This window comes from Vibrio sp. J2-4 (genome assembly GCF_021728155.1).
GTDB classification, from domain to species: domain Bacteria; phylum Pseudomonadota; class Gammaproteobacteria; order Enterobacterales; family Vibrionaceae; genus Vibrio; species Vibrio diabolicus.
In genome coordinates this window covers 1-24,134 of the sequence record NZ_JAKKCN010000015.1, presented here as the reverse complement: position 1 = coordinate 24,134, position 24,134 = coordinate 1, and the positions used below count along the sequence as shown (strand labels likewise).

Here is a 24,134-nt window from a genome sequence, read left to right as displayed (position 1 = left end):
AGATTATAGGTGGGAAAACGGCGTGCACCTAGAAAAGCAAGCCGCCAAAAATGCAAACTTAAGTTAAGTGATGCAGAAATGAGACTACTCAAGTGCTGCAAGGATAGAACAATGAGTAGCATCATCGTCCGTATGACCGCAGCAAGCATCATTGATCTTCTTCAAAGCTCGACGAATTTTCGTTAGCTCGTTAATTTTTCCATCAATCAGCTCTAACTTAGCAGAAGTAATAGCTTTAACCTCTGAACAGCTGTGTTCTGTTGCTTCTAGTTTGATTTCTAGTAGCTCTTTAATCTCATCCAGGCTCAGGCCCAGCTCTTTACCTTTAAGGATGAAGTGTACCTGCTTTTGATTCTCTTCATTATAGAGACGATAACCTGATTCACTTCGACCTGCGGGCTTTATCAGCGCGTTTTTCTCATAAAAACGCAGCGTATCTGCCGTCACACCACAACGTTTTGCCAGTTCACCTATCTGAAACATAACTTTCCCTATTAACTATCTCGTTACTTTTAAAGCTAAAGAACCTCTTTTTCACAATTATTTTTGAGATGCCAAACGATTGCGCGAGCTTTTTTGTAATAAATTGGTTAGAATACGCGCCATCAAATGTGGAGACTGTTTTCTAACCAGAAAACATCCGGCAAAGGTCTTTACCAAAACTGGCCAATATTTTACCCCAAGAGGTAAAAACAAGTTCATTTTTGGCAAACATCTTTAACTCCGTGAATTTGAGGAAAATGGAAGCATGAATAACGCTCGTCCTATTCGCCGTGCGCTTATCAGCGTATCAGACAAAACAGGTATTGTTGAGTTTGCACAAGCTCTTGCTGAGCGCGGTGTCGATATCCTATCTACTGGTGGTACAGCACGCCTACTTGCCGAACAAGGCATCGCAGTAACAGAAGTCTCTGACTACACAGGTTTCCCAGAAATGATGGACGGCCGCGTTAAAACGCTTCACCCGAAAGTTCACGGTGGTGTACTTGGTCGTCGTGGTCAAGATGACGACGTGATGGCAAAACATGGCATCAATCCAATCGACATGGTCGTTGTTAACCTATACCCATTCGCTGAAACCGTTGCAAAAGAAGGCTGTACACTAGCTGACGCGGTTGAAAACATCGATATCGGCGGCCCAACGATGGTTCGCTCTGCAGCGAAAAACCACAAAGACGTGACTATCGTTGTGAACGCTCATGATTACGGCCGCGTAATTGCAGAGATGGACGCAAACGACAAATCTCTCACTCTCGAAACTCGCTTCGACCTTGCCATCGCTGCTTTTGAACACACTGCCGCTTACGATGGCATGATCGCAAACTACTTCGGCACTATGGTTCCATCTTACGGTGAGAACAAAGAAGGTGATGAAGAGAGCAAATTCCCTCGTACGTTCAACCAACAGTTCGAGAAGAAGCAAGACATGCGCTACGGTGAGAACAGCCACCAAGCAGCCGCATTCTACGTTGAAGCAAACCCACAAGAAGCATCTGTTTCTACTGCTCGCCAAATCCAAGGTAAAGCCCTTTCTTACAACAACATCGCAGACACGGACGCCGCACTTGAGTGTGTGAAAGAGTTCAACGAGCCAGCATGTGTGATCGTAAAACACGCGAACCCATGTGGTGTAGCGCTGGGTAAAGACATTCTAGAAGCATACAACCGCGCTTACCAAACTGACCCAACATCAGCGTTCGGCGGCATCATTGCATTCAACCAAGAGCTAGATGCTGAAACGGCTAGCGCTATCGTTGAGCGTCAATTCGTTGAAGTGATTATCGCACCTTCTGTTTCTGCTGAAGCGATTGAAATCGTTGCAGCGAAGAAGAACGTACGTCTACTAGAGTGTGGCGAGTGGTCAACGAAGACAACGGGCTTTGACGTAAAACGCGTCAACGGTGGTCTACTGGTTCAAGACCGCGACCAAGGCATGGTAAGCCTAGACGATCTTAAAGTCGTGTCTAAACGTCAGCCGACAGAAGAAGAGCTAAAAGACGCCCTATTCTGCTGGAAAGTAGCGAAATACGTGAAATCTAACGCGATCGTTTACGCGAAAGGCGACATGACTATCGGTGTAGGCGCAGGCCAAATGAGCCGCGTTTACTCAGCGAAAATTGCCGGCATCAAAGCCGCAGATGAAGGCTTAGAAGTTGCCGGTAGCGTAATGGCATCTGACGCTTTCTTCCCATTCCGCGACGGTATCGATGCCGCAGCAGAAGCCGGCATTAAGTGCGTAATTCAGCCAGGTGGCTCTATGCGTGACGACGAAGTTATCGCAGCAGCAGATGAGCACGGCATGGCGATGATCTTCACGGGTATGCGTCACTTCCGCCACTAATTTCCTCATCGTATTTGGCACTGTGGCATTGTTAACTGCTTTCGGCCACCCCGGTTACGTAGCTAGCTATGTTTCCGGGATGGGCTCAATTGTTGCCTAGCCACATCATCAAATACTTTGAGTAAACAGTATTTATAAGATTAAGGATTTTCATATGCGAGTTTTAATCATTGGTTCAGGCGGTCGTGAACATGCGCTAGGCTGGAAAGCAGCGCAAAACCCAAATGTTGAGACTATTTTCATTGCTCCAGGCAACGCAGGTACGGCACTAGAGCCAAAACTAGAGAACGTAAACATCGATGTAGAAGACATCGCTGGCCTTGTTGCTTTTGCAAAAGAGAAGGCGATTGAACTGACTATCGTTGGCCCTGAAGCACCACTGGTGATTGGTGTGGTGGATGCGTTCCGCGAAGCGGGATTACCAATCTTTGGTCCTACCCAAGCCGCAGCGCAGCTTGAAGGCTCTAAAGCATTTACTAAAGACTTCCTTGCTCGTCACCAAATCCCAACCGGTGCATACGCAAACTTCACAGAAATTGAACCAGCGCTTGCTTACGTGCGTGAGCAAGGTGCACCGATTGTGGTGAAAGCCGACGGCCTTGCGGCTGGTAAAGGCGTGATTGTGGCAATGACGCTAGAAGAAGCCGAAGACGCAATCAAAGACATGCTAGCAGGCAACGCATTTGGTGACGCAGGCAGCCGCGTGGTTATCGAAGAGTTCCTAGATGGCGAAGAAGCAAGCTTCATCGTGATGGTGGATGGTGAGAACGTTCTGCCAATGGCCACCAGCCAAGATCACAAACGCGTAGGTGACAAAGATACAGGTCCTAACACTGGTGGCATGGGCGCGTACTCGCCAGCTCCTGTGGTAACACCAGAAATTCACAACCGCATCATGGAAGAAGTCATTTACCCAACGGTACGTGGCATGGCGTCTGAAGGTAACCCATACACAGGTTTCCTATACGCGGGTCTGATGATCGACAAAGATGGTACGCCTAAAGTGATCGAGTACAACTGCCGCTTCGGTGATCCAGAGACACAACCAATCATGATGCGTATGGAATCGGATCTGGTTGATCTTTGCTTGGCTGCGATTGACCAAAAACTGGATCAAGTGGAATCAAAATGGGATCCACGTGCGTCGATTGGTATCGTGCTCGCAGCCGGTGGTTACCCAGCAGCGTACAACAAAGGCGATGTGATCTCTGGTCTGCCACAAGTTGAAATTGAAGGCGAGAAAGTCTTCCACGCGGGTACAGACAATAAAGATGGCAACATCGTAACAAACGGCGGTCGTGTTCTTTGTGCAACCGCACTTGGCAATAGCGTATCAGAAGCGCAGCAACGCGCTTACGAGCTTGCAAAACAGATCAGTTGGGACGGCATGTTCCATCGCAGTGACATTGGCTACCGTGCGATTGCACGTGAGCAAGAAAAATAAAAACAACTTAAGTTGGCTAAAAAAACAAAAGGCGCATTCAGCGCCTTTTTTATTACTCTGTCAGCAAGTAAGTCTCACCAAGCTTACTCAGCGAGTAATGTTGGTCGTGGTACACAATCAAAGTCATCATCATTGAGCATCAACAGTTCATCAACCGTTGCTTTATTTCGTGACTGCTTGCCGACAAAAGCCACGTAACTGTCTACAGAGGAGAGACGCTCGATAATAAATTTTGGCAACGTCTGATTAAACTCGAGTGTCGAGAACGCTTTACCTTTGCAGGTTTCAAACGATTGGCCATTCCAATAACCTTGAATGAGGCTCTGACTGTTACGAGACTGCGCCTTAACCGACGCCACTACATCATTCGCTTCTGTCTTGTAACGTTCTAATTGTTCATGCTGAAGTGGTAAAACTTTACGATTAACGCGATATTGTTGGTAAACCGCTTCGCCATCTTTATTAAAACGGATGTGGATTTGAAAAGGCACCAACTCTTGCTTGGTATCAACTTGCTCACCTTTTCGAATCAACTCTCGAAGCTCACCTTCATCCCAACGGTAGTCACTTTGAAACCAGCCATTATCCCCCATCGTCACGTAATCAGCCGCCGTACTCACGCGAGTGAGTTTCTCGGTCATCCAGTACAAGCTACTTGCGTCTCCATCAACTTTGCCGCCAGAGAAGTGAGTGAATTGTTCTAAATTAGGAGTTTCAACCGACGAACAGCCAAAAAGGGTAAAGCTAGATAAGAGAAGTGAAGCGATTAGATGTTTTTTCATGAAGTTGCACCGAGGCAGGATACCTCGGTGCATTCTAACTTAGTTTACTGATTCTTTCAGCGCTTTACCTGCTACGAATGCAGGTACGTTAGCTGCTGCGATTTGAATCTCGTCACCAGTCTTAGGGTTACGACCAGTACGTGCAGCGCGGTGGTTTACTTTGAATGTACCAAAACCAATTAGTTGAACTTGGTCACCCTCTTTAAGTGCACCAGTTACACCATCAAGAGTCGCTTCAAGAGCAGCTTTTGCTTGTGCTTTTGATAGGTCTGCTTTCTCTGCGATAAAGTCGATTAATTGGGTCTTGTTCATTAGGTTTCCCTTCTCATAGGTTATCGAATTCGTCTCACTCTAAAACATAAATGCCCCATCTGGCAAAGGTTTGTAAGCGATCTTTCGATTTTCTGACGTACTTTTAGCCATAATATGAGTAATAACTCACAATTTGTTACCACATCCCCCCTGAAAACCCTTGCTTTCCAAGGTATTTGGACCAATTTATAAGGCACTTTTGCGGTTATAATAGCTGCAAATAACCACTATCAAACTACATTCAAGGGCAACTATGCTGCTGTTATCCATTTATATCTCTATTGCAATCGGCATTTCGTTTATCTGTTCGGTGCTGGAGGCGGTACTGCTGAGTATCAGTCCGAGCTACATTGCGCAGCTCAATCAACAGGGGCATCCCGCAGCTGGGCAACTGGCTAAGCTAAAATCAGATATCGACCGGCCATTGGCATCCATTCTAACTCTAAATACCATCGCTCATACCATCGGCGCGGCCACTGCTGGTGCACAAGCTGCGGTGGTATTTGGTAGCGAAGCGTTAGGTATCTTTTCGGCAGTGCTCACACTGGCGATCTTGGTGCTTTCAGAGATCGTACCGAAAACAATTGGCGCAACTTACTGGCGTCAATTGGCGCCAACCGCGGCAGTCGCATTACGCTGGATGGTATGGGCGCTAACACCATTCGTATGGTTTTCAGAGCAAATCACCAAGCGTCTTGCTCGTAACCACGAAGCACCCAAGATGCGCGATGAACTGTCGGCAATGGCGATTCTGGCACGTGAAAGCGGTGAATTTGCCGAGGGTGAATCAAAAATATTAAGCAACTTGCTTGGCATCCAAGATGTACCTGTAACTCAGGTTATGACCCCACGTCCTGTGGTATTCCGTATTGATGCCACGATGACCATCAATGAGTTCCTAGAAAAACACAAGGATACACCTTTCTCCCGCCCATTGGTTTATAGCGAGCAGAAAGACAATATCATTGGTTTTGTGCACCGCCTTGAGTTGTTCAAACTCCAACAATCAGGTTGTGGACAGAAACAACTGGGAGCAATCATGCGCCCGATTCAAGTGGTGCTAAACAACACGACTTTACCGAAAGTGTTTGACCAGATGATGACTCATCGCCTACAGCTAGCCCTTGTCGTTGACGAATACGGTACTGTGCAAGGCTTGGTGACGTTGGAGGATATTTTTGAACACCTCGTGGGTGAAGAAATCATCGATGAAGCGGATAAAAGTACCGACATGCAAGAGCTGGCTTACCAACGCTGGGAAAGTTGGAAAGAGATGCACGGCGTAATCGAAAGCCGCGATGACGATGAAGAAGAGGAAGAACTGGAGAAGCATCACAAGGCGCCAGAAACTCAAGAAGCGACAAAACCAGACTCTAAAGAATCGTAATCAGCATTGGGCATAACCGCTCAAACGCCGCAAACAAAAAGGCATCCATTTGGGATGCCTTTTTCTATCTACTCAACGATTAAAGTGCGATGCCGATGTTGCTCACGCCTTCTTCACGTAACTCTTCACGTAAATCTTTAATCAAGCTGATGTCACGCTCTACCGCTTCACGTAGTGGACGGAAAATAGCCCACTGCACGTCCCATTCTTCACATACGGCTTCATTTTCTTTCTGATTGTCGTTGGTGATTGGCTCTTCACCTTGCGCTTGCTCTAGATCAGCAACGGTTTGTACCGACTGTTGGCTCACTTTAAGCATTGAATCGAAAAGGTAGTCGCGATCCAATAGGCCATGCAGTAACGTAGACAAACCCTGACACGCGTCCATCGCTGGGTAAACCCCGTAAAAATCGAACTCATCCGCACTTGGGAACAACTCTTCTAACTTCTCTAATTGACGTTCGAAGTTAATTTTCGCGTTCTTAACTGTCAAAATTTCCCATACACTATCAAGAATCGCTCGGTAAGCACGCGGGTCAGCAAATTCTGTGTTCTCACAAAACATCGCATAGTTTGGATACATGCGTTCACATAGACACGCCATAAAGGTAATTTGTTGCCAAGGTTCTAGTTTTTCTAAACGAACCTGAAGAGGATTCTTAAGCATAGTCACTCAATCATTGAAGAAAAAAACAGCGAAAGTGTACTTGATTCATCACAGGGAAAAAAGTTAATGCCGCATTCAAATCAGATTTTCCTGCTCTCAGAGCATCGCGACACCTACAAAACGTTACTGGCAGAGAAAAATCTGCCCGATCTTTGCCTCACCGACGAACCAGAAGCCGCTCAGATCGCACTAGCGGACCCACCCTTACTATCACAAAGCTTAGACGAATTTTCACAGCTTGAATGGGTGCAATCCACGTTTGCTGGTGTCAACGCCTTAACATCCCCTAGCCTTCGTCAGGACTATACTCTAACTAACGTTCGAGGCATCTTTGGTCCACTGATTGCTGAATATGTTTTGGGTTACAGTATTGCCCATTACCGCCACTTTGCCCGGTACCACCAGCAACAACAAAACAAACGATGGCAGCCTCATCTCTATACATCATTACAAAGTAAAACCATGGTGATTCTCGGTACTGGTAGCATTGGGTGTTATTTGGGCAATGCCGCTAAAGCAATGGGAATAAAAACCATCGGTATGAACCGCACAGGTATTCCCACCTCAGGTGGTGAATTTCATCAGACCTTTCATATCAGTGAACTAAGTAAGGCATTTGAACAAGCCGACATTGTTGTGAATACCCTACCAAGTACACCGGAGACGCAACAGTTACTCAATCGTCAAACACTCAGCCAACTAAGTCAGGCGTTATTGTTTAACGTAGGTCGTGGCGACGTACTGGATGAGGCAGGGTTGCTCTTCGCTCTGAAAAACCGTTGGGTAGAACACGCCTTCTTAGATGTGTTTGAGCAAGAACCGTTATCGGTAGAACATCCGTTTTGGAAACTACCGCAAGTCACCATCACTCCACACATTGCTGCGCTGAGTTTTCCCGAGCAAGTCATCGAGATTTTTGCTGACAACTATCTACGCTGGCGCGATGGGTTTTCATTAAATTATCAAGTGGATTTCGAAAAGGGTTACTAAGAATGTCGTTAGACGAGCTATTGCAGCAAGTGAGGGCCTGTCAGATTTGCGCGGATAATTTACCTTTGGGTGCAAACCCTGTCGTACAAGCCGCAAAAGGGGCACGCATCCTAATCATCGGTCAGGCCCCAGGCACACGTGTACACAAAACTTCGATACCTTGGAATGACCCAAGTGGTGATCGATTACGCCAATGGCTCGATATCGACAAAGACGTTTTCTACGACCCAAATAAAATTGCCATTGTCCCAATGGGATTCTGTTATCCAGGCAAAGGGAACTCTGGTGATTTACCGCCTCGTAAAGAATGTGCGCCCACTTGGCATAAAAAGATTCTTGAGCAGCTGCCCAATATAGAGCTCACTCTACTAATTGGTCAGTACTCGCAGCAGTACTACCTGGCCAATAAGCCCAAAACACTCACGCAAACTGTTCAGCGATGGCAGGATTGGGAACCTGATTTTATCCCGCTTCCTCATCCTTCTCCACGTAATACATTGTGGTTAAAGAAGAATCCTTGGTTTGAATCTGAAGTCGTGCCATACCTTAAAAAACGCGTTCACTCGATGCTTTAGGTTACCCATGATCTAATTGATTTTTTATCTGTACAAGAAAATGAGCACACAAACACAAACCGCTAAGCTGTTGTTTATAATAAGATTAAACAATAAGCGTACAGACTAAATAGTAATTAGATCATAGTAGGCCAAATGCTACTAGAGCTGTACAGCCTTGAGTTTCAGATAAAAAATTGAATTTTAGGTAAAAAAATACCGGCACTGAAGGCCGGTATTGGATTTCAAAAAATCTAACTTACTTGTGGTATGGCTTAGATAGCTCGTGTACTGCTTCTACAAACACGCCCGCGTTTTCTGGCGGTACATCCAAGTGGATACCATGGCCTAGGTTGAACACATGACCAGTACCCGTATCACCAAAGCCTTCTAGGATATCCGCTACTTCTTCGCGGATACGCTCTGGTGAAGCGTAAAGCATGGATGGGTCCATGTTACCTTGCAGCGCCACTTTATCACCGATACGTGCCTTCGCGTCTGCAATGTTGATTGTCCAGTCTAGACCAACCGCATCACAGCCCGTTGCTGCGATTTGCTCAAGCCACATACCGCCATTCTTAGTAAACAGTGTGACTGGCACGCGACGACCATCGTTTTCACGAATCAGACCATCAACGATCTTGTGCATGTATTGCAGTGAGAACAGATTGTAATCACGAGGCGTTAGTACGCCACCCCATGTGTCAAATACCATTACCGATTGCGCACCCGCTTTAATTTGCGCGTTTAAGTACTCGATAACGCTATCTGCCAGCTTATCTAGAAGTAGGTGCAGAGTTTGTGGTTCCGCGTACATCATCTTCTTGATCTTGGTAAACGCTTTAGAGCTACCACCTTCGATCATGTACGTCGCAAGAGTCCAAGGGCTACCAGAAAAACCAATCAGCGGCACTTCACCCTTCAGGTCTTTACGGATCTGGCGTACTGCGTTCATTACGTATTGCAGTTCACCTTCAGGATCTGGCAAACCAATTTTTTCCACGTCGGCTTTACATGTAATTGGATTATCAAAAACAGGTCCTTCACCCGCAGCGAAACGTAAACCAAGCCCCATTGCATCTGGAATCGTTAAGATGTCCGAGAATAAGATCGCGGCATCAAGAGGAAAACGGCGTAATGGTTGAAGTGTCACTTCGGATGCTAATTCTGCATTTCGACACAAAGACATGAAATCACCCGCTTCTGCACGAGTCGCTTTGTATTCTGGTAGGTAACGACCTGCCTGGCGCATCATCCATACTGGCGTGTAATCTACCGGCTCTTTTAAAAGCGCACGCAGATAACGATCATTTTTTAATTCAGTCATTCCGTAATTCCAACTGTTAGGCTTTCTGTGAAAGGGGGTATTCTATCACTGATTTAAGTCCAATAGCTGTGTGCTTTGCAACCTGGATCAAGTTATTAACTTTTAAATCAATGCTTAATTTGCACCCAATCGGTATCAGTGTTAAAAATTTGTTCGCTAGCGAAAACTACAATTATAAACTGAGTACCCGTACTCAGCATCTCATAACGACATCTTACTTACCCCCTCCCTCTCGGAGGGTTTTTTTTATCTATTTATCAGATAATTAGAATCAATATCTTGTAGCGTTTGTTCGATAAGCGCTCTTGCAATCGTTCCTTTAGGCGCAACAGGCGGCATCTCGTCAATACCAAACCATTGTGCATCAGACAGCTCAGTGTAGTCTGGACTTAACTCTCCCGATTCATAGTCAGCTAAAAACCCCATCATCATACTCGATGGGAAAGCCCAAGGCTGGCTGCCAAAGTAACGAATATTTTTAACGAGAATTCCTGTTTCTTCATGAATTTCTCGAGCCACACACTCTTCTAATGTCTCACCCACTTCTAGAAAACCCGCAATGACGGTATACATACCATTTCGATGCCTTGGATGTTGAGCCAATAAGATCTGATTCTCTTTACGCACAGCAACGATAATACATGGAAATATTCGAGGATAATGGAGAGTACGGCATTCGCCACACTGCATAGCTAACTGGTTATTATTAAGAAAGTTTCTTCCACCGCACTGTGGGCAAAAACGCAGACTTTGCGTCATGTGCCCATACTGGACCGCTTTACTTAACAACATAAATAATGGCTCAGGAAAATGCAGGCAGTCGCGCAGTGAGGCTAATGGTAGATCATGCTCCAAATCAGACAAATTAAGCCACATGACGGGCGAACCAGAATACTCACCAATGGGTCTTGCACTCACTTCAGGCAGTGATAACTGCTCTGCAGATCCGAAAGGCACAGCACCATCCACCAGCCAAATTTCACTTCCTGCAACAACACACCAGTATGCATTTATCGCGCGGTTAACATCACCTTTTCTTAACATTACACCATCCCTTTGCTTGAAGTTCGTTCATTTTACTGGCAATCTAATTTCATACTAGAGTTTGTCGTTAAGTAAATTCGCACTCTAAATTCTAGTAAGGACAAGAGTTTGTAATAACTTTACTAACTTTGCTTTGCAAAGGATACGTTCGCCAACAGGCGATCAGATCATGAGGGCATGGTCATGCTAAAAAAATTCAAACAAACACAAGACCAGTGGGGTGGCTCAAGTGATGTCATTGATCACTGGTTAGAGACACGACAATCCCTGATTGTTGAATATTGTAAGCTTGCAGCACTGCAACCTTGTTCGAAAACCAATGTTATTGAACTCCCATCTCCTTCCGAATTGCAGGATTTCTGTCAGCATCTCGTTGATTACATCTCCGAGGGCCATTTTAAAATCTATGACATGGTTATGGATCGCTGGAAAGCAACTGGCTTTGTCGTGACCAATGAGATCAATCAAACTTATGGCCAAATAGTCCTGACAACTGAACCACTATTGAACTTTAACGATAAGTACTCAGAAGTTACTGAAGATGATGAATTAGATGATTTCGATTCTGATATGTGTCTCATTGGCGAAATTCTTGAGACTCGATTTGAAGTCGAGGACTATCTGATACAGCAGATTGCAGAAAGTCTGTCTATGCCCCCAGGGGCTTAGTGTTTGCGAACATTCAGAGACTGAAGGATAGAAAAGACTGACGATCATCGTCGGTCTTTTTTGTTTCTAGCCTTATCACTATTCCCTTCTCTAAGAACCCTCTCGAAGAAAAAGGCAGGATAAAAACTAAAAAGGCACCCGAAGGTGCCTTTTTTCTTAAGCTTCTAACGATTACTCGTTAAATGGCTTACTCTTCAGAAGAGAAACCAGCGTTTAGAAGTGCCGCTAGGTTGTCCGTTGCTTGCTCAGCAGAAGGACCATCTTGCGCTTCAGAACGTTTAGCTTGACGCTCTTGGTGGTATGCGAAACCAGTACCAGCTGGGATCAGACGACCAACAATTACGTTCTCTTTCAGACCACGTAGGTCATCACGCTTACCAGAAACCGCTGCTTCTGTTAGTACGCGAGTTGTCTCCTGGAACGATGCCGCAGAGATGAACGACTCAGTCGCTAGAGATGCTTTAGTGATACCTAGTAGTTCACGTTCGAAACGTGCAGGCTCTTTGCCTTCAGCTTCTAGGTTACGGTTAGCAATCTTAACTTGTGAGTACTCAATCTGCTCACCAGGTAGGAACTCAGAGTCACCAGAGTGAGTAATAGTACACTTACGTAGCATCTGACGAACGATAGTTTCAATGTGCTTATCGTTAATCTTAACGCCTTGTAGACGGTAAACTTCCTGTACTTCGTTAGCAATGTACTGCGTTACCGCGTGTACGCCACGTAGACGTAGGATGTCGTGTGGAGACTCTGGACCATCTGCGATCACGTCACCACGTTCAACTTTTTCACCTTCGAATACGTTCAACTGACGATGCTTAGGAATCATCTCTTCGTAAGCTTCACCGCTTTCACGTGTGATCACTAAGCGACGTTTACCTTTGGTCTCTTTACCGAAGCTCACAGTACCTGTGTGCTCAGCAAGGATTGCAGGCTCTTTCGGCTTACGTGCTTCAAATAGGTCAGCAACTCGTGGAAGACCACCGGTGATATCTTTGTTACCGCCAGACTTCTGAGGAATACGTGCTAGTGTCGCACCAACACCTACTGCTGCGCCATCTTCGATGTTAACAATCGCTTTACCAGGTAGGAAGTAGTGAGCTGGCATATCAGTACCAGGGATCATTACATCGTTACCTTGCTCGTCAACAAGTTTGATAGCTGGACGCATATCTTTACCTGCTGAAGGGCGAGCTGCTGGGTCAGTTACTTCGCTTGAAGATAGACCAGTTAGGTCATCAGTTTGACGAGATACTGTTACGCCGTCGATCATATCTACGAACTGGATTCGACCTGCTACCTCAGTAATGATAGGTAGTGTGTGCGCTTCCCAGTTTGCAACTGTTTCGCCAGCTTGAACTGTATCGCCATCGCCTTTGCTTAGTAGCGTACCGTAAGGCAGTTTGTGTTTCTCTTTCGTACGACCAAACTCATCAATAATAGTTAGCTCTGTCGCACGAGAAGTGATAACGATCTTACCGTCATCTGCTAGTACAGATTTAGCGTTGTGTAGCTTGATAGAACCGTTGTTCTTAACTTGAACACTGTTCTCTGCCGCTGCTGTCGATGCCGCACCACCGATGTGGAACGTACGCATGGTAAGCTGTGTACCTGGTTCACCGATAGACTGAGCAGCGATAACACCTACTGCTTCACCTTGGTTCACTAGGTGGCCACGTGCTAGGTCACGACCGTAACACTGTGCACAACAACCGAAGTCAGAATCACACGTTACTACAGAGCGCACTTTCATGCTGTCTACTGAGTTCTCTTCCATGATTTGACACCACTTCTCATCGATCAGGGTGTTACGTGGAATAAGAACGTCTTCAGTGCCAGGTTTTAGCACGTCTTCAGCAACAACACGACCAAGAGCAAGCTCAGAAAGTGCAACTTTAACATCACCACCCTCGATGTGAGGCATCATGTCAACACCCTCGTGAGTGCCACAGTCATGTTCAGTTACAACAACGTCTTGAGCAACGTCTACTAGACGACGAGTTAGGTAACCCGAGTTCGCTGTTTTCAGTGCCGTATCCGCAAGACCCTTACGAGCACCGTGCGTTGAGATAAAGTACTGAAGTACGTTTAGACCTTCTTTAAAGTTTGCTGTGATCGGCGTTTCGATGATTGAACCATCTGGACGCGCCATCAGACCACGCATACCCGCAAGCTGACGAATCTGTGCTGCAGAACCACGAGCGCCCGAGTCCGCCATCATGTAGATACTGTTGAATGACTCTTGCTGTTCCTCTTCACCGTCACGGTTAACTACCGTTTCAGATGAAAGGTTTTCCATCATTGCTTTCGCAACACGGTCGTTGGTCGATGCCCAGATATCGATAACTTTGTTGTAGCGTTCGCCCGCAGTAACAAGACCTGATTGGTACTGTTCCTGGATTTCACGTACTTCTTCTTCCGCTTCTGCGATTTCAGTGTACTTAGCTGCTGGTACAACCATATCGTCGATACCAACAGATACACCAGAAAGTGCCGCGTACGCGAAACCGGTGTACATGATTTGGTCAGCGAAGATTACTGTGTCTTTCAGACCTAGTTTACGGTACGCCTCGTTAAGTAGGTTAGAGATTTGCTTCTTACCTAGCTTCTGGTTAACGATGCTGTACGGTAGACCAGCTGGCACGATTTGCCATAGCATTGCACGGCCAACAGTGGTGTCTACCATCTTGGTTTCTGTAGTGCTGTTGCCGTCTTCGTCTACAACAGTTTCTGTAATACGTACTTTAACGCGTGCGTGAAGCTCAGCTTGTTTAGTGCGGTATGCTTTCTCAGCCTCTTCTGGGCCAGAAAGGTACATGCCTTCACCTTTCACGTTGATCTTTTCACGAGTCATGTAGTACAGACCCAATACAACGTCCTGAGAAGGTACGATGATCGGATCACCTGACGCTGGCGACAGAATGTTGTTTGTCGACATCATCAGAGTACGAGCTTCAAGCTGTGCCTCTAGAGTTAGAGGTACGTGAACCGCCATTTGGTCACCATCGAAGTCCGCGTTGTACGCCGCACAAACAAGTGGGTGTAGCTGAATCGCTTTACCTTCGATCAGTACTGGTTCGAACGCTTGGATACCTAGACGGTGAAGTGTCGGTGCACGGTTCAATAGTACTGGGTGTTCACGGATTACTTCGTCTAGGATATCCCAAACGACCGCTTCTTCACGCTCTACCATTTTCTTAGCAGCTTTGATTGTAGTCGCAAGACCACGAGTCTCTAGCTTGCTGTAGATAAATGGTTTGAATAGCTCAAGTGCCATCTTCTTAGGAAGACCACACTGGTGTAGACGAAGGTATGGACCTACTGTGATTACAGAACGGCCAGAGTAGTCTACACGTTTACCTAGAAGGTTCTGACGGAAACGACCTTGTTTACCCTTGATCATATCAGCAAGAGATTTCAGAGGACGCTTGTTAGAACCTGTGATCGCACGACCACGACGACCGTTATCTAGTAGCGCATCAACAGACTCTTGCAGCATACGTTTTTCGTTACGTACGATGATGTCCGGAGCAGCTAGCTCTAGAAGACGCTTCAAACGGTTGTTACGGTTGATCACACGACGGTATAGATCGTTAAGATCAGAAGTCGCAAAGCGACCGCCATCTAGAGGTACTAGAGGACGTAGATCTGGCGGAAGTACTGGAAGTACAGTTAGGATCATCCACTCTGGGTTGTTACCCGATGCGATGAACGCTTCGACCAGCTTAAGACGCTTAGTTACTTTCTTACGCTTAGTTTCAGAGTTTGTTGTCTCTAACTCTTCACGCATTTGTTCTGCTTCAGCGTGCATATCCATAGAACCTAGTAGGTCCTTGATAGCTTCCGCACCCATCTTAGCAGTGAACTCGTCGCCCCACTCTTCTAGACGATCTAGATACTCTTCTTCAGTAAGCATCTGACCTTTTTCTAGATCAGTCATACCAGGCTCTGTTACTACGTACATTTCGAAGTACAGAACACGTTCGATATCACGTAGAGGGATATCCATTAGTAGACCGATACGAGACGGTAGCGATTTTAGGAACCAGATGTGAGCTACTGGTGAAGCCAGTTCAATGTGGCCCATACGGTCACGACGAACTTTAGTTTGTGTAACTTCTACACCACACTTCTCACAGATAACACCACGGTGCTTCAGGCGCTTGTACTTACCACAAAGACATTCGTAGTCTTTAACTGGACCAAAGATACGCGCACAGAACAGACCATCGCGTTCAGGTTTGAACGTACGATAGTTGATCGTTTCAGGTTTTTTAACTTCACCAAAAGACCATGAACGGATCATGTCTGGTGAAGATAGACCGATTTTGATTGCATCAAATTCTTCGGTCTTATGCTGTGCTTTTAGAAAGTTTAATAAGTCTTTCACAATCAGCTCCTGTAAGGAGTTAAAAGGAGCTCACTCGCTAAAGTGAGCACCTTCTTCCAAATAATCGCTTTGATTCTCTCGACTTTCATCAAGAGAGAAAGGATTACTCTTCGTCTTCTAGCTCGATGTTGATACCTAGCGAGCGGATCTCTTTCAACAGTACGTTGAACGATTCTGGCATGCCAGGTTCCATGCTGTGGTTACCGTCTACGATGTTTTTGTACATCTTAGTACGGCCGTTAACGTCATCCGACTTAACCGTTAGCATTTCTTGTAGCGTGTAAGCAGCACCGTATGCTTCTAGTGCCCATACTTCCATCTCACCGAAACGCTGACCACCGAACTGAGCTTTACCACCTAGTGGCTGCTGAGTTACTAGGCTGTACGAACCAGTTGAACGAGCGTGCATCTTGTCATCAACAAGGTGGTTCAGTTTCAGCATGTACATGTAACCAACAGTTACAGGACGCTCAAACGCATCACCTGTGCGACCATCAAACAGTGTTAACTGACCCGATGTTGGTAGATCTGCTAGCTCAAGAAGTGCTTTGATTGACTCTTCTGGAGCGCCATCAAATACAGGAGTCGCGATTGGTAGACCGCCACGCAAGTTCTTGATCAGAGTACGTACTTCATCATCAGATAGAGAAGCAATGTCTACTTTCTGGCGAGTGTCGCCTAGGTCGTAAACTTTTTGTAGGAACTCACGGAATTTCGCTAGTTCTTGCTGCTCTTTAACCATCTGGTTGATCTTATCACCGATACCTTTCGCAGCCAGACCTAAGTGTACTTCTAGGATCTGACCGATGTTCATACGCGAAGGTACACCCAGTGGGTTAAGTACGATGTCTACAGGCTGACCTTTTTCATCGTATGGCATGTCTTCAACAGGGTTGATCTTAGAGATTACACCCTTGTTACCGTGACGACCCGCCATCTTATCACCAGGCTGAATGCGACGTTTAACCGCTAGGTAAACCTTAACGATCTTCAGTACGCCAGGTGCTAAATCATCACCTTGAGTGATCTTACGACGTTTAGTTTCGAACTTCTTATCGAAGTCAGCTTTTAGCTCGTCCCACTGCTCAGCAAGTTGCTCAAGCTGAGTTTGTAGTGCGTCATCTTCTAGCGTTAGTTCTAGCCACTTCTTACGATCAGTAGTGTCTAGTTTCGCTTCAGAGTAACCGCCTTCAATCAATACAGCTTTAACACGGTTTAGAAGGCCGCCCTCAAGAATCTGGAATTCTTCAGTTAGGTCTTTCTTCGCTTCTTTAAGCTGCATCTGTTCGATTTCAAGCGCACGCTTGTCTTTCTCTACGCCATCGCGAGTGAAGACTTGAACGTCGATGATCGTACCTGATACAGAGTTAGGTACACGTAGTGAAGTATCTTTAACGTCAGATGCTTTTTCACCGAAGATTGCACGTAGTAGCTTCTCTTCAGGCGTTAGCTGAGTTTCACCTTTAGGTGTTACTTTACCAACTAGGATGTCGCCACCCTTAACTTCAGCACCGATGTAAACAATACCTGACTCGTCTAGTTTAGACAGAGCAGATTCACCTACGTTTGGAATATCAGCTGTGATCTCTTCAGAGCCCAGCTTAGTATCACGCGCCACACAAGTAAGTTCTTGAATGTGGATTGTCGTGAAGCGGTCTTCTTGAACTACGCGCTCAGATACTAAGATCGAGTCTTCGAAGTTGTAACCGTTCCAAGGCATGAACGCGATACGCATGTTTTGACCAAGCGCTAGCTCACCTAGGTCTGTCGAAGGACCATCAGCAAGCACGTCACCGCGTGATACAGGTTCACCTGGCATCACACATGGGCGTTGGTTAATACATGTGTTCTGGTTAGAACGTGTGTATTTAGTCAGGTTGTAGATATCGATACCAGCTTCACCTGGTACTAGCTCTTCTTCGTTTACTTTAACAACGATACGAGAAGCATCTACTGACTGGATTACACCACCACGTTTCGCAACTGCAGTTACACCTGAGTCAACGGCTACGTTACGTTCAATACCAGTACCAACAAGCGGTTTGTCAGCTTTCAGTGTCGGAACTGCCTGACGTTGCATGTTCGCACCCATCAATGCACGGTTCGCATCATCGTGTTCTAGGAACGGGATAAGCGATGCAGCGATAGATACAACCTGGTTTGTCGCAACGTCCATGTACTGAGCGTGCTCACGAGGGTGTAGACCAGATTCACCTTTCTGACGAGCTGTGATCAGCTCATCTGCAAAAGTACCATCTTCGTTTAGCTTAGCGTTCGCCTGAGCGATAACAAATTGGCCTTCTTCGATTGCAGACAGGTAATCTACTTCGTCTGTTACTACGCCATCTACAACGCGACGGTATGGTGTCTCTAGGAAACCGTACTCGTTACAACGCGCAAACGCAGATAGAGAGTTGATCAGTCCGATGTTTGGACCTTCAGGCGTTTCGATAGGACATAGACGACCGTAGTGCGTTACGTGTACGTCACGTACTTCGAAGCCAGCACGTTCACGAGTTAGACCGCCAGGACCCAATGCAGAAATACGACGCTTGTGCGTTACTTCTGATAGCGGGTTGTTTTGGTCCATGAACTGTGAAAGCTGTGAAGAGCCAAAGAATTCTTTAACTGCCGCAGAAATTGGCTTCGCGTTGATCAAGTCTTGAGGCATGATTGCGTCAAGATCGCCTAGGCTTAGACGCTCTTTAACTGCACGCTCAACACGTACTAGACCTACACGGAACTGGTTCTCAGCCATTTCGCCTACAGAACGGATACGACGGTTGCCTAGGTGGTCGATATCGTCCACTTCGCCCTTACCGTTACGGATCGCGATCAGCTTCTTCATCACTTCGATGATATCAGTTTCATCAAGTGTGCCTTGCTCTTGAGCATCTTCACGGCCGATAGAGCTGTTGAACTTCATACGACCAACAGTCGATAGATCGTAACGCTCTTCAGAGAAGAATAGGCTTTCGAATAGAGCTTCTGCAGCTTCTTTTGTTGGCGGCTCACCAGGGCGCATCATGCGGTAGATTTCTACCAATGCAGAAATACGATCAACCGTGCTGTCGATACGTAGTGTTTCTGACATGAATGGACCGTGGTCTAGATCGTTCGTAAATAGAACTTCTAGCGCTTTGTGGCCAGCCTGAGATAGGTTCGCTAGTGCTTCCAGGCTGATTTCCTGGTTAGCGTTAACAATGATCTCGCCAGTTGCTTCATTGATGTAATCTTTTGATGCAACTTTACCTACGATGTACTCAACTGGTACTTCGATGTGATCAACACCATCTTTTTCTAGTTGGCGGATATGACGAGCTGTTACGCGACGACCTTGCTCAACGTAAACTTTACCATTCGCTTCGATGTCGAATGACGCAGTTTCACCACGTAGACGATCTGGGACCAACTCCATCAATAGAGTTTGGTCTTTCACTTCGAAGTTCACTTTCTCGAAGAAGAGATCTAGGATTTCTTCTGTCGACTTACCTAGTGCACGAAGAATGATCGATGCTGGTAGCTTACGACGGCGGTCGATACGAACGTACAAGTTATCCTTAGGATCAAACTCGAAATCAAGCCATGAACCACGGTAAGGAATAACACGCGCGTTGTATAAAACTTTACCTGAAGAGTGGGTCTTACCCTTATCGCTGTCGAAGAACACGCCTGGGCTTCGGTGCAGCTGGGATACGATAACCCTCTCGGTACCGTTAATTACGAAGGTACCATTATCTGTCATGAGTGGAATTTCACCCATGTAGACTTCTTGTTCTTTAATGTCTTTTACAGTACCTGCTGGCGCGTCTTTATCAAAGATAACTAGGCGTAGTTTTACACGTAGTGGCTTTGAGTAAGTTACACCGCGGATTTGACATTCTTTAACGTCAAAAACTGGCTCACCAAGACGGTAGCTAACGTATTGCAGCTCAGAATTGCCGTTGTAGCTCTGAATCGGGAATACAGAACGGAAAGCGGCTTCAAGACCGTATTGACCTTCAGGATCCTGTTCGATGAATTTGTCGAACGAATCGAGCTGGATCGATAGCAGGTATGGAATGTCCAAAACTTGTGGACGAGTACCAAAGTCCTTACGGATGCGCTTTTTCTCGGTATAAGAGTAAACCATGGGGTTCCTCAGCTCGCTGATAAGTGACCCAAACTGTCCGCCCGCTCCTAGTTACTTAAGGGGGGTAAGGGACAGTGACTAATATAGCTGTTTACTGTAGTGACATTTCATTTCGTAAGAATGAAATGTTTTTTGCATGGATATCAGGCGCTTAAACAGCGGGAAAATTCGCCTATACCCTACAGCGCAAAAAGGCCGGTGGTTAAAAAACCACCAGCCAATTAGCCGTTAGGCTAAGAAACTATGCAATAATTACTTAACAGCAACAGTTGCACCAGCTTCTTCTAGCTGAGCTTTAAGAGCTTCAGCTTCTGCTTTCTCAACACCTTCTTTAAGAGGTGCTGGAGCGCCGTCTACAAGAGCTTTAGCTTCTTTAAGACCTAGGCCAGTTGCGCCACGTACTGCTTTGATTACAGCAACTTTGTTACCGCCAGCAGCTTCTAGGATTACGTCGAATTCAGTTTGCTCAGCAGCAGCTTCGCCGCCAGCAGCGCCGCCAGCTACAACAGCAGCAGCAGCAGAAACACCGAATTTCTCTTCCATTGCTTCGATTAGTTCAACAACTTGCATTACAGACATTTCTGCAACTGCGTCTAGGATTTGCTCGTTAGTAATAGACATAACAATTCTCTTTTAAGTCAACAATAAGTTTATTAAGCAACCAGTAAAAAGCAAGGCTTATGCCGCTGCTTCTTGTTTTTGATCGCGGATAGCTGCGATAGTACGCGCCAGCTTGCCAGCCGAAGCTTCTTTCATGCACATCATTAGGCGTGCAATTGCTTCGTCGTAAGTTGGTAGTGTTGCTAGTACTTCAGCGTCAGTTAAAGCGCCTTCATAAGCAGCAGCTTTGATCTCGAAATCTTTGTTCTCTTTAGCGAAGTCTTTGAAAAGACGCGCTGCAGCACCTGGGTGCTCATTAGAGAATGCGATTAGTGTAGGACCAGTGAAAGTGTCAGTTAGACACTCGTACTCAGTACCTTCAACCGCACGACGAGCAAGAGTGTTACGAACAACTCTCATGTAAACGCCAGCTTCACGAGCTTGTTTACGTAGAGAAGTCATCGCGCCAACTTGAACGCCACGAGAATCAGCTACAACTGCAGAAAGTGCACCACTGGCAGCTTCGTTGACTTCAGCAACAATTGCTTTTTTGTCTTGAAGGTTTAAAGCCATCTTGGATTTACTCCTGGTTGTCGTTACACCACTCACTATCATCACGACAGTGAGAGCTATTGAGGTGCTTCCCCAGAAGAAAGTTAACTATATTACATAGAGCTTTCTGTCAGTTCGGGCACCATCTACGTAGGATAATTAAGTTTGCTTTTACACAAACACCTACGGTCTTGGACGGAGACTGGGTCTTAATTCATTTCGAACTAGGAGACAGTTCAAAGAACCAAAGTTCAGCCCCAACCACAAATATTAGGCGCAAAATTATACACTAATTTTGCGCCTAAGCAAATAAATTATGCTTGAGTGTTCAGGCTAGCCTGATCAACAGCAACACCAGCACCCATAGTAGTAGAGATGCTTACTTTCTTCAGGAAAGTACCTTTCGCTGAAGATGGCTTAGCTTTCTTCAGAGCAACTAGAAGTGCTTCTAGGTTCTCTTTGATCTGCTCAGCAGAGAAGTTTGCTTTACCGATAGTAGTGTGGATGATGCCGTTTTTGTCGTTACGGTAACGAACCTGACCAGCTTTAGCGTTTTTAACTGCTTCAGCAACGTTAGGAGTTACAGTACCAACTTTAGGGTTTGGCATAAGACCGCGAGGACCTAGGATAGTACCTAGTTGACCTACAACGCGCATTGCATCTGGAGAAGCAACAACTACGTCAAAGTTCATTTCGCCTTTCTTAACTTGCTCAGCAAGATCTTCCATACCTACGATGTCTGCGCCAGCTTCTTTAGCTGCTTCAGCGTTAGCACCTTGAGTGAACACTGCAACGCGGATTTCGCGGCCAGTACCGTGAGGTAGTACAGTTGCACCACGTACGTTCTGGTCAGATTTACGAGCATCAATGCCTAGGTTAACAGCAACGTCTACAGACTCAACGAATTTCGCAGTCGCTAGTTCTTGAAGAAGAGCAACAGCTTCGTTGATTTCGTATTCTTTAGTTACGTCAACTTTTTCGCGGATTACGCGCATGCGCTTAGTTAGTTTTGCCATCTTATTAACCCTCTACCACTAGGCCCATTGAACGAGCAGTACCAGCGATAGAACGCTTCATCGCTTCGATGTCAGCACCAGTCATATCAGCAGCTTTAGTTTCTGCGATTTCTTGGATTTGAGCGTCAGTTACAGTACCAACTTTTTCAGTGTTTGGACGACCTGAACCAGACTTAACGCCAGCAGCTTTCTTAAGAAGAACTGCAGCAGGTGGAGTCTTAGTTACGAACGTGAAAGAACGGTCGCTGTATACTGTGATAACTACTGGAGTTGGTAGACCTTTCTCAATAGATTCTGTTTTTGCGTTGAACGCTTTACAGAATTCCATGATGTTCACACCGTGTTGACCTAGTGCAGGACCTACTGGTGGACTAGGGTTAGCCATACCAGCAGCAACTTGTAGCTTGATGTAAGCTTCAACTTTCTTAGCCATGATAATTCCTAAGTTTGGGTACAAACGCTAATCGCGGATCAGCTCCCCGTTTGTGTAAGAAACTTTTTACTTCACTTGAAGTAAAAAGGCGCGAAATTATAGTCATAATCCGCGCCTTATACAACCCTAAAAAGGTGATTTTTTATACTCTTTAACGAAGAGTCTTAGTCCAGCTTTTCAACCTGACCAAATTCAAGCTCAACTGGTGTCGCACGACCAAAGATCGAGACAGACACTTTCAGGCGGCTCTTCTCGTAATCCACTTCTTCAACAGTACCGTTGAAGTCAGCAAATGGACCTTCGTTAACACGTACCACTTCACCCGCTTCGTACATTGTACGTGGACGAGGCGCTTCACTCGCTTTCTCAAGACGATTAAGAATCGCGTCAGCCTCTTTATCCGTGATAGGTGCCGGACGGTCTGAGGTACCACCAATGAAGCCCATGACACGCGGCACACTGCGTACTAGGTGCCATGATTCATCGTTCATAATCATCTGAACAAGGACGTAACCAGGGAAGAACTTACGCTCAGATTTGCGACGCTGACCCGCGCGCATTTCTACTACTTCTTCAGTAGGAACCAGTACTTCACCGAATAGCTCTTCCATGCCGTGCATTTTGATATGCTCGCGCAGAGATTGAGCTACACGACCTTCAAATCCAGAGAAGGCTTGAACCACATACCAGCGTTTTTTTGGAGCTTCACTCATGAATAAAAACCCTCTATACCCCAGTTGCTAGAGCTACTAGACGAACCATAATTCCGTCAATACCCCATAGCACTAGAGCCATTACAATACTTACAGCTAAAACGATCAGTGTTGTTTGCATGGTTTCTTGGCGAGTAGGCCAAACAACTTTACGTACTTCCATACGCGATTCTTTTGCAAAACTGATCGCTGCTTTACCTTTAGTCGTTGTTGCTGCAACGCCTAAGGCAGCTGCAATAAGAACAACAACGCCTGCAGCACGAACCACTACAGACATTTCACCATACAGGTAATTACCCACAACAGCGGCAGCTGCCAATACGAAAGCGGCTAACCACTTAAACGTATCTGCTGCGTTTGAGCTATCAGGAGTTTCAGCATTATTTGCTTTCATAAAACCAACCTGTTACAAGTCTTAATATAGACGACAACAACCCCGCTGTTGCAGGGCAAACTCCATATCGCTGAAAAAATCAGCGTACTCTTCTTAAGATTAAGCATCTTTGCTTAATCTTGCTCTGCGCCCAACCCACTTCTGAACAAGAAAACAGCAAAAATAATGTTGAGTGCAGAAAAAGGGCATCAAATGATGCCCTTTTTGCTACTGGTTCGTCAAATCTAATTCAAGATTTTCCGAAAGCATCGCTAATTCGCTATGAATTAGTCGAAGATCTTAGCAACAACACCAGCACCTACTGTACGGCCACCTTCACGGATCGCGAAACGTAGACCTTCGTCCATTGCGATTGGTGCGATTAGCTCAACAGTCATCTGTACGTTG

Annotated in this window: 20 protein-coding genes and 1 pseudogene; 6 read left to right on the top strand and 15 right to left on the bottom strand. The window is 46.0% G+C overall.

The annotated features are described in order from the left end of the window. Nucleotides 1-84 precede the first annotated feature (84 nt). The gene (gene zntR, locus L3V32_RS24495) at nucleotides 85-483 is read right to left on the bottom strand and encodes a Zn(2+)-responsive transcriptional regulator (protein ID WP_237285478.1); all 399 of its coding nucleotides are present in this window, start codon (nucleotides 481-483) and stop codon (nucleotides 85-87) included. A 265-nt stretch (nucleotides 484-748) separates the two neighbouring features. Between zntR and purH the strand changes: the two genes are divergently transcribed. Together purH and purD are read left to right on the top strand one after the other, a co-directional pair. Then, nucleotides 749-2,341 carry a bifunctional phosphoribosylaminoimidazolecarboxamide formyltransferase/IMP cyclohydrolase gene (gene purH / locus L3V32_RS24490; RefSeq protein ID WP_237285476.1) on the top strand — a complete coding sequence of 531 codons (1,593 nt, stop codon included), beginning with the start codon at nucleotides 749-751 and terminating at the stop codon, nucleotides 2,339-2,341. Nucleotides 2,342-2,495: 154 nt separating this feature from the next. Next, a complete protein-coding gene (gene purD / locus L3V32_RS24485; RefSeq protein ID WP_046874616.1) occupies nucleotides 2,496-3,785 on the top strand; it encodes a phosphoribosylamine--glycine ligase in 1,290 nt (429 codons plus the stop codon). Nucleotides 3,786-3,868: 83 nt separating this feature from the next. Here purD and L3V32_RS24480 read toward each other — a convergent pair whose 3' ends face one another. Continuing rightward, on the bottom strand, nucleotides 3,869-4,567 hold the full coding sequence (locus tag L3V32_RS24480) for a DUF1481 domain-containing protein (RefSeq protein ID WP_237285474.1): 699 nt from the start codon (nucleotides 4,565-4,567) through the stop codon (nucleotides 3,869-3,871). 39 nt (nucleotides 4,568-4,606) lie between these two features. Further along, a complete protein-coding gene (gene hupA, locus L3V32_RS24475) occupies nucleotides 4,607-4,879 on the bottom strand; it encodes a nucleoid-associated protein HU-alpha (RefSeq protein WP_005382524.1) in 273 nt (90 codons plus the stop codon). A 253-nt stretch (nucleotides 4,880-5,132) separates the two neighbouring features. On the opposite strand from hupA, the gene L3V32_RS24470 reads away from it, so the two are divergent. Beyond that, nucleotides 5,133-6,266 carry a hemolysin family protein gene (locus tag L3V32_RS24470; RefSeq protein WP_237285472.1) on the top strand — a complete coding sequence of 378 codons (1,134 nt, stop codon included), beginning with the start codon at nucleotides 5,133-5,135 and terminating at the stop codon, nucleotides 6,264-6,266. A gap of 79 nt (nucleotides 6,267-6,345) precedes the next feature. On the opposite strand, the gene L3V32_RS24465 is transcribed toward L3V32_RS24470, so the two are convergent. Beyond that, entirely contained in the window at nucleotides 6,346-6,933 is a 588-nt protein-coding gene (locus L3V32_RS24465) for a YjaG family protein (RefSeq protein ID WP_065644987.1), read from the bottom strand. 66 nt (nucleotides 6,934-6,999) lie between these two features. Between L3V32_RS24465 and L3V32_RS24460 the strand changes: the two genes are divergently transcribed. Next, a complete protein-coding gene (locus L3V32_RS24460; protein ID WP_237285470.1) occupies nucleotides 7,000-7,923 on the top strand; it encodes a D-2-hydroxyacid dehydrogenase in 924 nt (307 codons plus the stop codon). Between the two features lie 2 nt (nucleotides 7,924-7,925). Beyond that, nucleotides 7,926-8,498: a uracil-DNA glycosylase family protein gene (locus L3V32_RS24455; RefSeq protein WP_104974710.1), complete on the top strand. Its 573-nt coding sequence runs from the start codon at nucleotides 7,926-7,928 to the stop codon at nucleotides 8,496-8,498. 238 nt (nucleotides 8,499-8,736) lie between these two features. On the opposite strand, the gene hemE is transcribed toward L3V32_RS24455, so the two are convergent. After that, a complete protein-coding gene (hemE, locus tag L3V32_RS24450; RefSeq protein ID WP_006743188.1) occupies nucleotides 8,737-9,804 on the bottom strand; it encodes a uroporphyrinogen decarboxylase in 1,068 nt (355 codons plus the stop codon). Between the two features lie 246 nt (nucleotides 9,805-10,050). Then, nucleotides 10,051-10,848: an NAD(+) diphosphatase gene (gene nudC, locus L3V32_RS24445; protein ID WP_237285468.1), complete on the bottom strand. Its 798-nt coding sequence runs from the start codon at nucleotides 10,846-10,848 to the stop codon at nucleotides 10,051-10,053. Nucleotides 10,849-11,025: 177 nt separating this feature from the next. Here nudC and L3V32_RS24440 point away from each other — a divergent pair, with 177 nt between their 5' ends. Beyond that, nucleotides 11,026-11,517 (top strand): Rsd/AlgQ family anti-sigma factor, encoded by a 492-nt coding sequence (locus L3V32_RS24440; RefSeq protein ID WP_031780615.1) that lies wholly within the window; start codon nucleotides 11,026-11,028, stop codon nucleotides 11,515-11,517. A gap of 187 nt (nucleotides 11,518-11,704) precedes the next feature. Here L3V32_RS24440 and rpoC read toward each other — a convergent pair whose 3' ends face one another. From rpoC to L3V32_RS24395, 9 genes and pseudogenes are all read right to left on the bottom strand, one after another. After that, on the bottom strand, nucleotides 11,705-15,907 hold the full coding sequence (gene rpoC / locus L3V32_RS24435; protein ID WP_005397277.1) for a DNA-directed RNA polymerase subunit beta': 4,203 nt from the start codon (nucleotides 15,905-15,907) through the stop codon (nucleotides 11,705-11,707). A gap of 103 nt (nucleotides 15,908-16,010) precedes the next feature. Beyond that, nucleotides 16,011-20,039, bottom strand: a complete 4,029-nt coding sequence (gene rpoB, locus L3V32_RS24430) for a DNA-directed RNA polymerase subunit beta (RefSeq protein ID WP_005397275.1) — start codon at nucleotides 20,037-20,039, stop codon at nucleotides 16,011-16,013. 252 nt (nucleotides 20,040-20,291) lie between these two features. Further along, nucleotides 20,292-20,660, bottom strand: a complete 369-nt coding sequence (gene rplL, locus L3V32_RS24425) for a 50S ribosomal protein L7/L12 (protein ID WP_005397273.1) — start codon at nucleotides 20,658-20,660, stop codon at nucleotides 20,292-20,294. Nucleotides 20,661-20,717: 57 nt separating this feature from the next. Next, nucleotides 20,718-21,212 (bottom strand): 50S ribosomal protein L10, encoded by a 495-nt coding sequence (rplJ, locus tag L3V32_RS24420; RefSeq protein WP_005397270.1) that lies wholly within the window; start codon nucleotides 21,210-21,212, stop codon nucleotides 20,718-20,720. Nucleotides 21,213-21,505: 293 nt separating this feature from the next. Beyond that, nucleotides 21,506-22,207, bottom strand: coding sequence for a 50S ribosomal protein L1 (gene rplA, locus L3V32_RS24415; RefSeq protein WP_005384683.1), 702 nt, complete (start codon nucleotides 22,205-22,207; stop codon nucleotides 21,506-21,508). A gap of 4 nt (nucleotides 22,208-22,211) precedes the next feature. Further along, the gene (gene rplK, locus L3V32_RS24410) at nucleotides 22,212-22,640 is read right to left on the bottom strand and encodes a 50S ribosomal protein L11 (protein ID WP_005384682.1); all 429 of its coding nucleotides are present in this window, start codon (nucleotides 22,638-22,640) and stop codon (nucleotides 22,212-22,214) included. Nucleotides 22,641-22,804: 164 nt separating this feature from the next. Next, nucleotides 22,805-23,353 (bottom strand): transcription termination/antitermination protein NusG, encoded by a 549-nt coding sequence (gene nusG / locus L3V32_RS24405; RefSeq protein ID WP_005384681.1) that lies wholly within the window; start codon nucleotides 23,351-23,353, stop codon nucleotides 22,805-22,807. A gap of 13 nt (nucleotides 23,354-23,366) precedes the next feature. Next, on the bottom strand, nucleotides 23,367-23,747 hold the full coding sequence (gene secE / locus L3V32_RS24400; RefSeq protein WP_005397258.1) for a preprotein translocase subunit SecE: 381 nt from the start codon (nucleotides 23,745-23,747) through the stop codon (nucleotides 23,367-23,369). Nucleotides 23,748-24,013: 266 nt separating this feature from the next. Next, nucleotides 24,014-24,134: pseudogene (locus L3V32_RS24395) on the bottom strand (elongation factor Tu); the annotation flags it as partial.

Excerpts from the sequence above, each read along its gene's own strand:
- zntR (WP_237285478.1), bottom strand. The coding sequence starts at position 483 with ATGTTTCAGATAGGTGAACTGGCAAAACGTTGTGGTGTGACGGCAGAT.
- purH (WP_237285476.1), top strand. The coding sequence starts at position 749 with ATGAATAACGCTCGTCCTATTCGCCGTGCGCTTATCAGCGTATCAGAC.
- purD (WP_046874616.1), top strand. The coding sequence starts at position 2,496 with ATGCGAGTTTTAATCATTGGTTCAGGCGGTCGTGAACATGCGCTAGGC.
- L3V32_RS24480 (WP_237285474.1), bottom strand. The coding sequence starts at position 4,567 with ATGAAAAAACATCTAATCGCTTCACTTCTCTTATCTAGCTTTACCCTT.
- hupA (WP_005382524.1), bottom strand. The coding sequence starts at position 4,879 with ATGAACAAGACCCAATTAATCGACTTTATCGCAGAGAAAGCAGACCTA.
- L3V32_RS24470 (WP_237285472.1), top strand. The coding sequence starts at position 5,133 with ATGCTGCTGTTATCCATTTATATCTCTATTGCAATCGGCATTTCGTTT.
- L3V32_RS24465 (WP_065644987.1), bottom strand. The coding sequence starts at position 6,933 with ATGCTTAAGAATCCTCTTCAGGTTCGTTTAGAAAAACTAGAACCTTGG.
- L3V32_RS24460 (WP_237285470.1), top strand. The coding sequence starts at position 7,000 with ATGCCGCATTCAAATCAGATTTTCCTGCTCTCAGAGCATCGCGACACC.
- L3V32_RS24455 (WP_104974710.1), top strand. The coding sequence starts at position 7,926 with ATGTCGTTAGACGAGCTATTGCAGCAAGTGAGGGCCTGTCAGATTTGC.
- hemE (WP_006743188.1), bottom strand. The coding sequence starts at position 9,804 with ATGACTGAATTAAAAAATGATCGTTATCTGCGTGCGCTTTTAAAAGAG.
- nudC (WP_237285468.1), bottom strand. The coding sequence starts at position 10,848 with ATGTTAAGAAAAGGTGATGTTAACCGCGCGATAAATGCATACTGGTGT.
- L3V32_RS24440 (WP_031780615.1), top strand. The coding sequence starts at position 11,026 with ATGGTCATGCTAAAAAAATTCAAACAAACACAAGACCAGTGGGGTGGC.
- rpoB (WP_005397275.1), bottom strand. The coding sequence starts at position 20,039 with ATGGTTTACTCTTATACCGAGAAAAAGCGCATCCGTAAGGACTTTGGT.
- rplL (WP_005397273.1), bottom strand. The coding sequence starts at position 20,660 with ATGTCTATTACTAACGAGCAAATCCTAGACGCAGTTGCAGAAATGTCT.
- rplJ (WP_005397270.1), bottom strand. The coding sequence starts at position 21,212 with ATGGCTTTAAACCTTCAAGACAAAAAAGCAATTGTTGCTGAAGTCAAC.
- rplA (WP_005384683.1), bottom strand. The coding sequence starts at position 22,207 with ATGGCAAAACTAACTAAGCGCATGCGCGTAATCCGCGAAAAAGTTGAC.
- rplK (WP_005384682.1), bottom strand. The coding sequence starts at position 22,640 with ATGGCTAAGAAAGTTGAAGCTTACATCAAGCTACAAGTTGCTGCTGGT.
- nusG (WP_005384681.1), bottom strand. The coding sequence starts at position 23,353 with ATGAGTGAAGCTCCAAAAAAACGCTGGTATGTGGTTCAAGCCTTCTCT.
- secE (WP_005397258.1), bottom strand. The coding sequence starts at position 23,747 with ATGAAAGCAAATAATGCTGAAACTCCTGATAGCTCAAACGCAGCAGAT.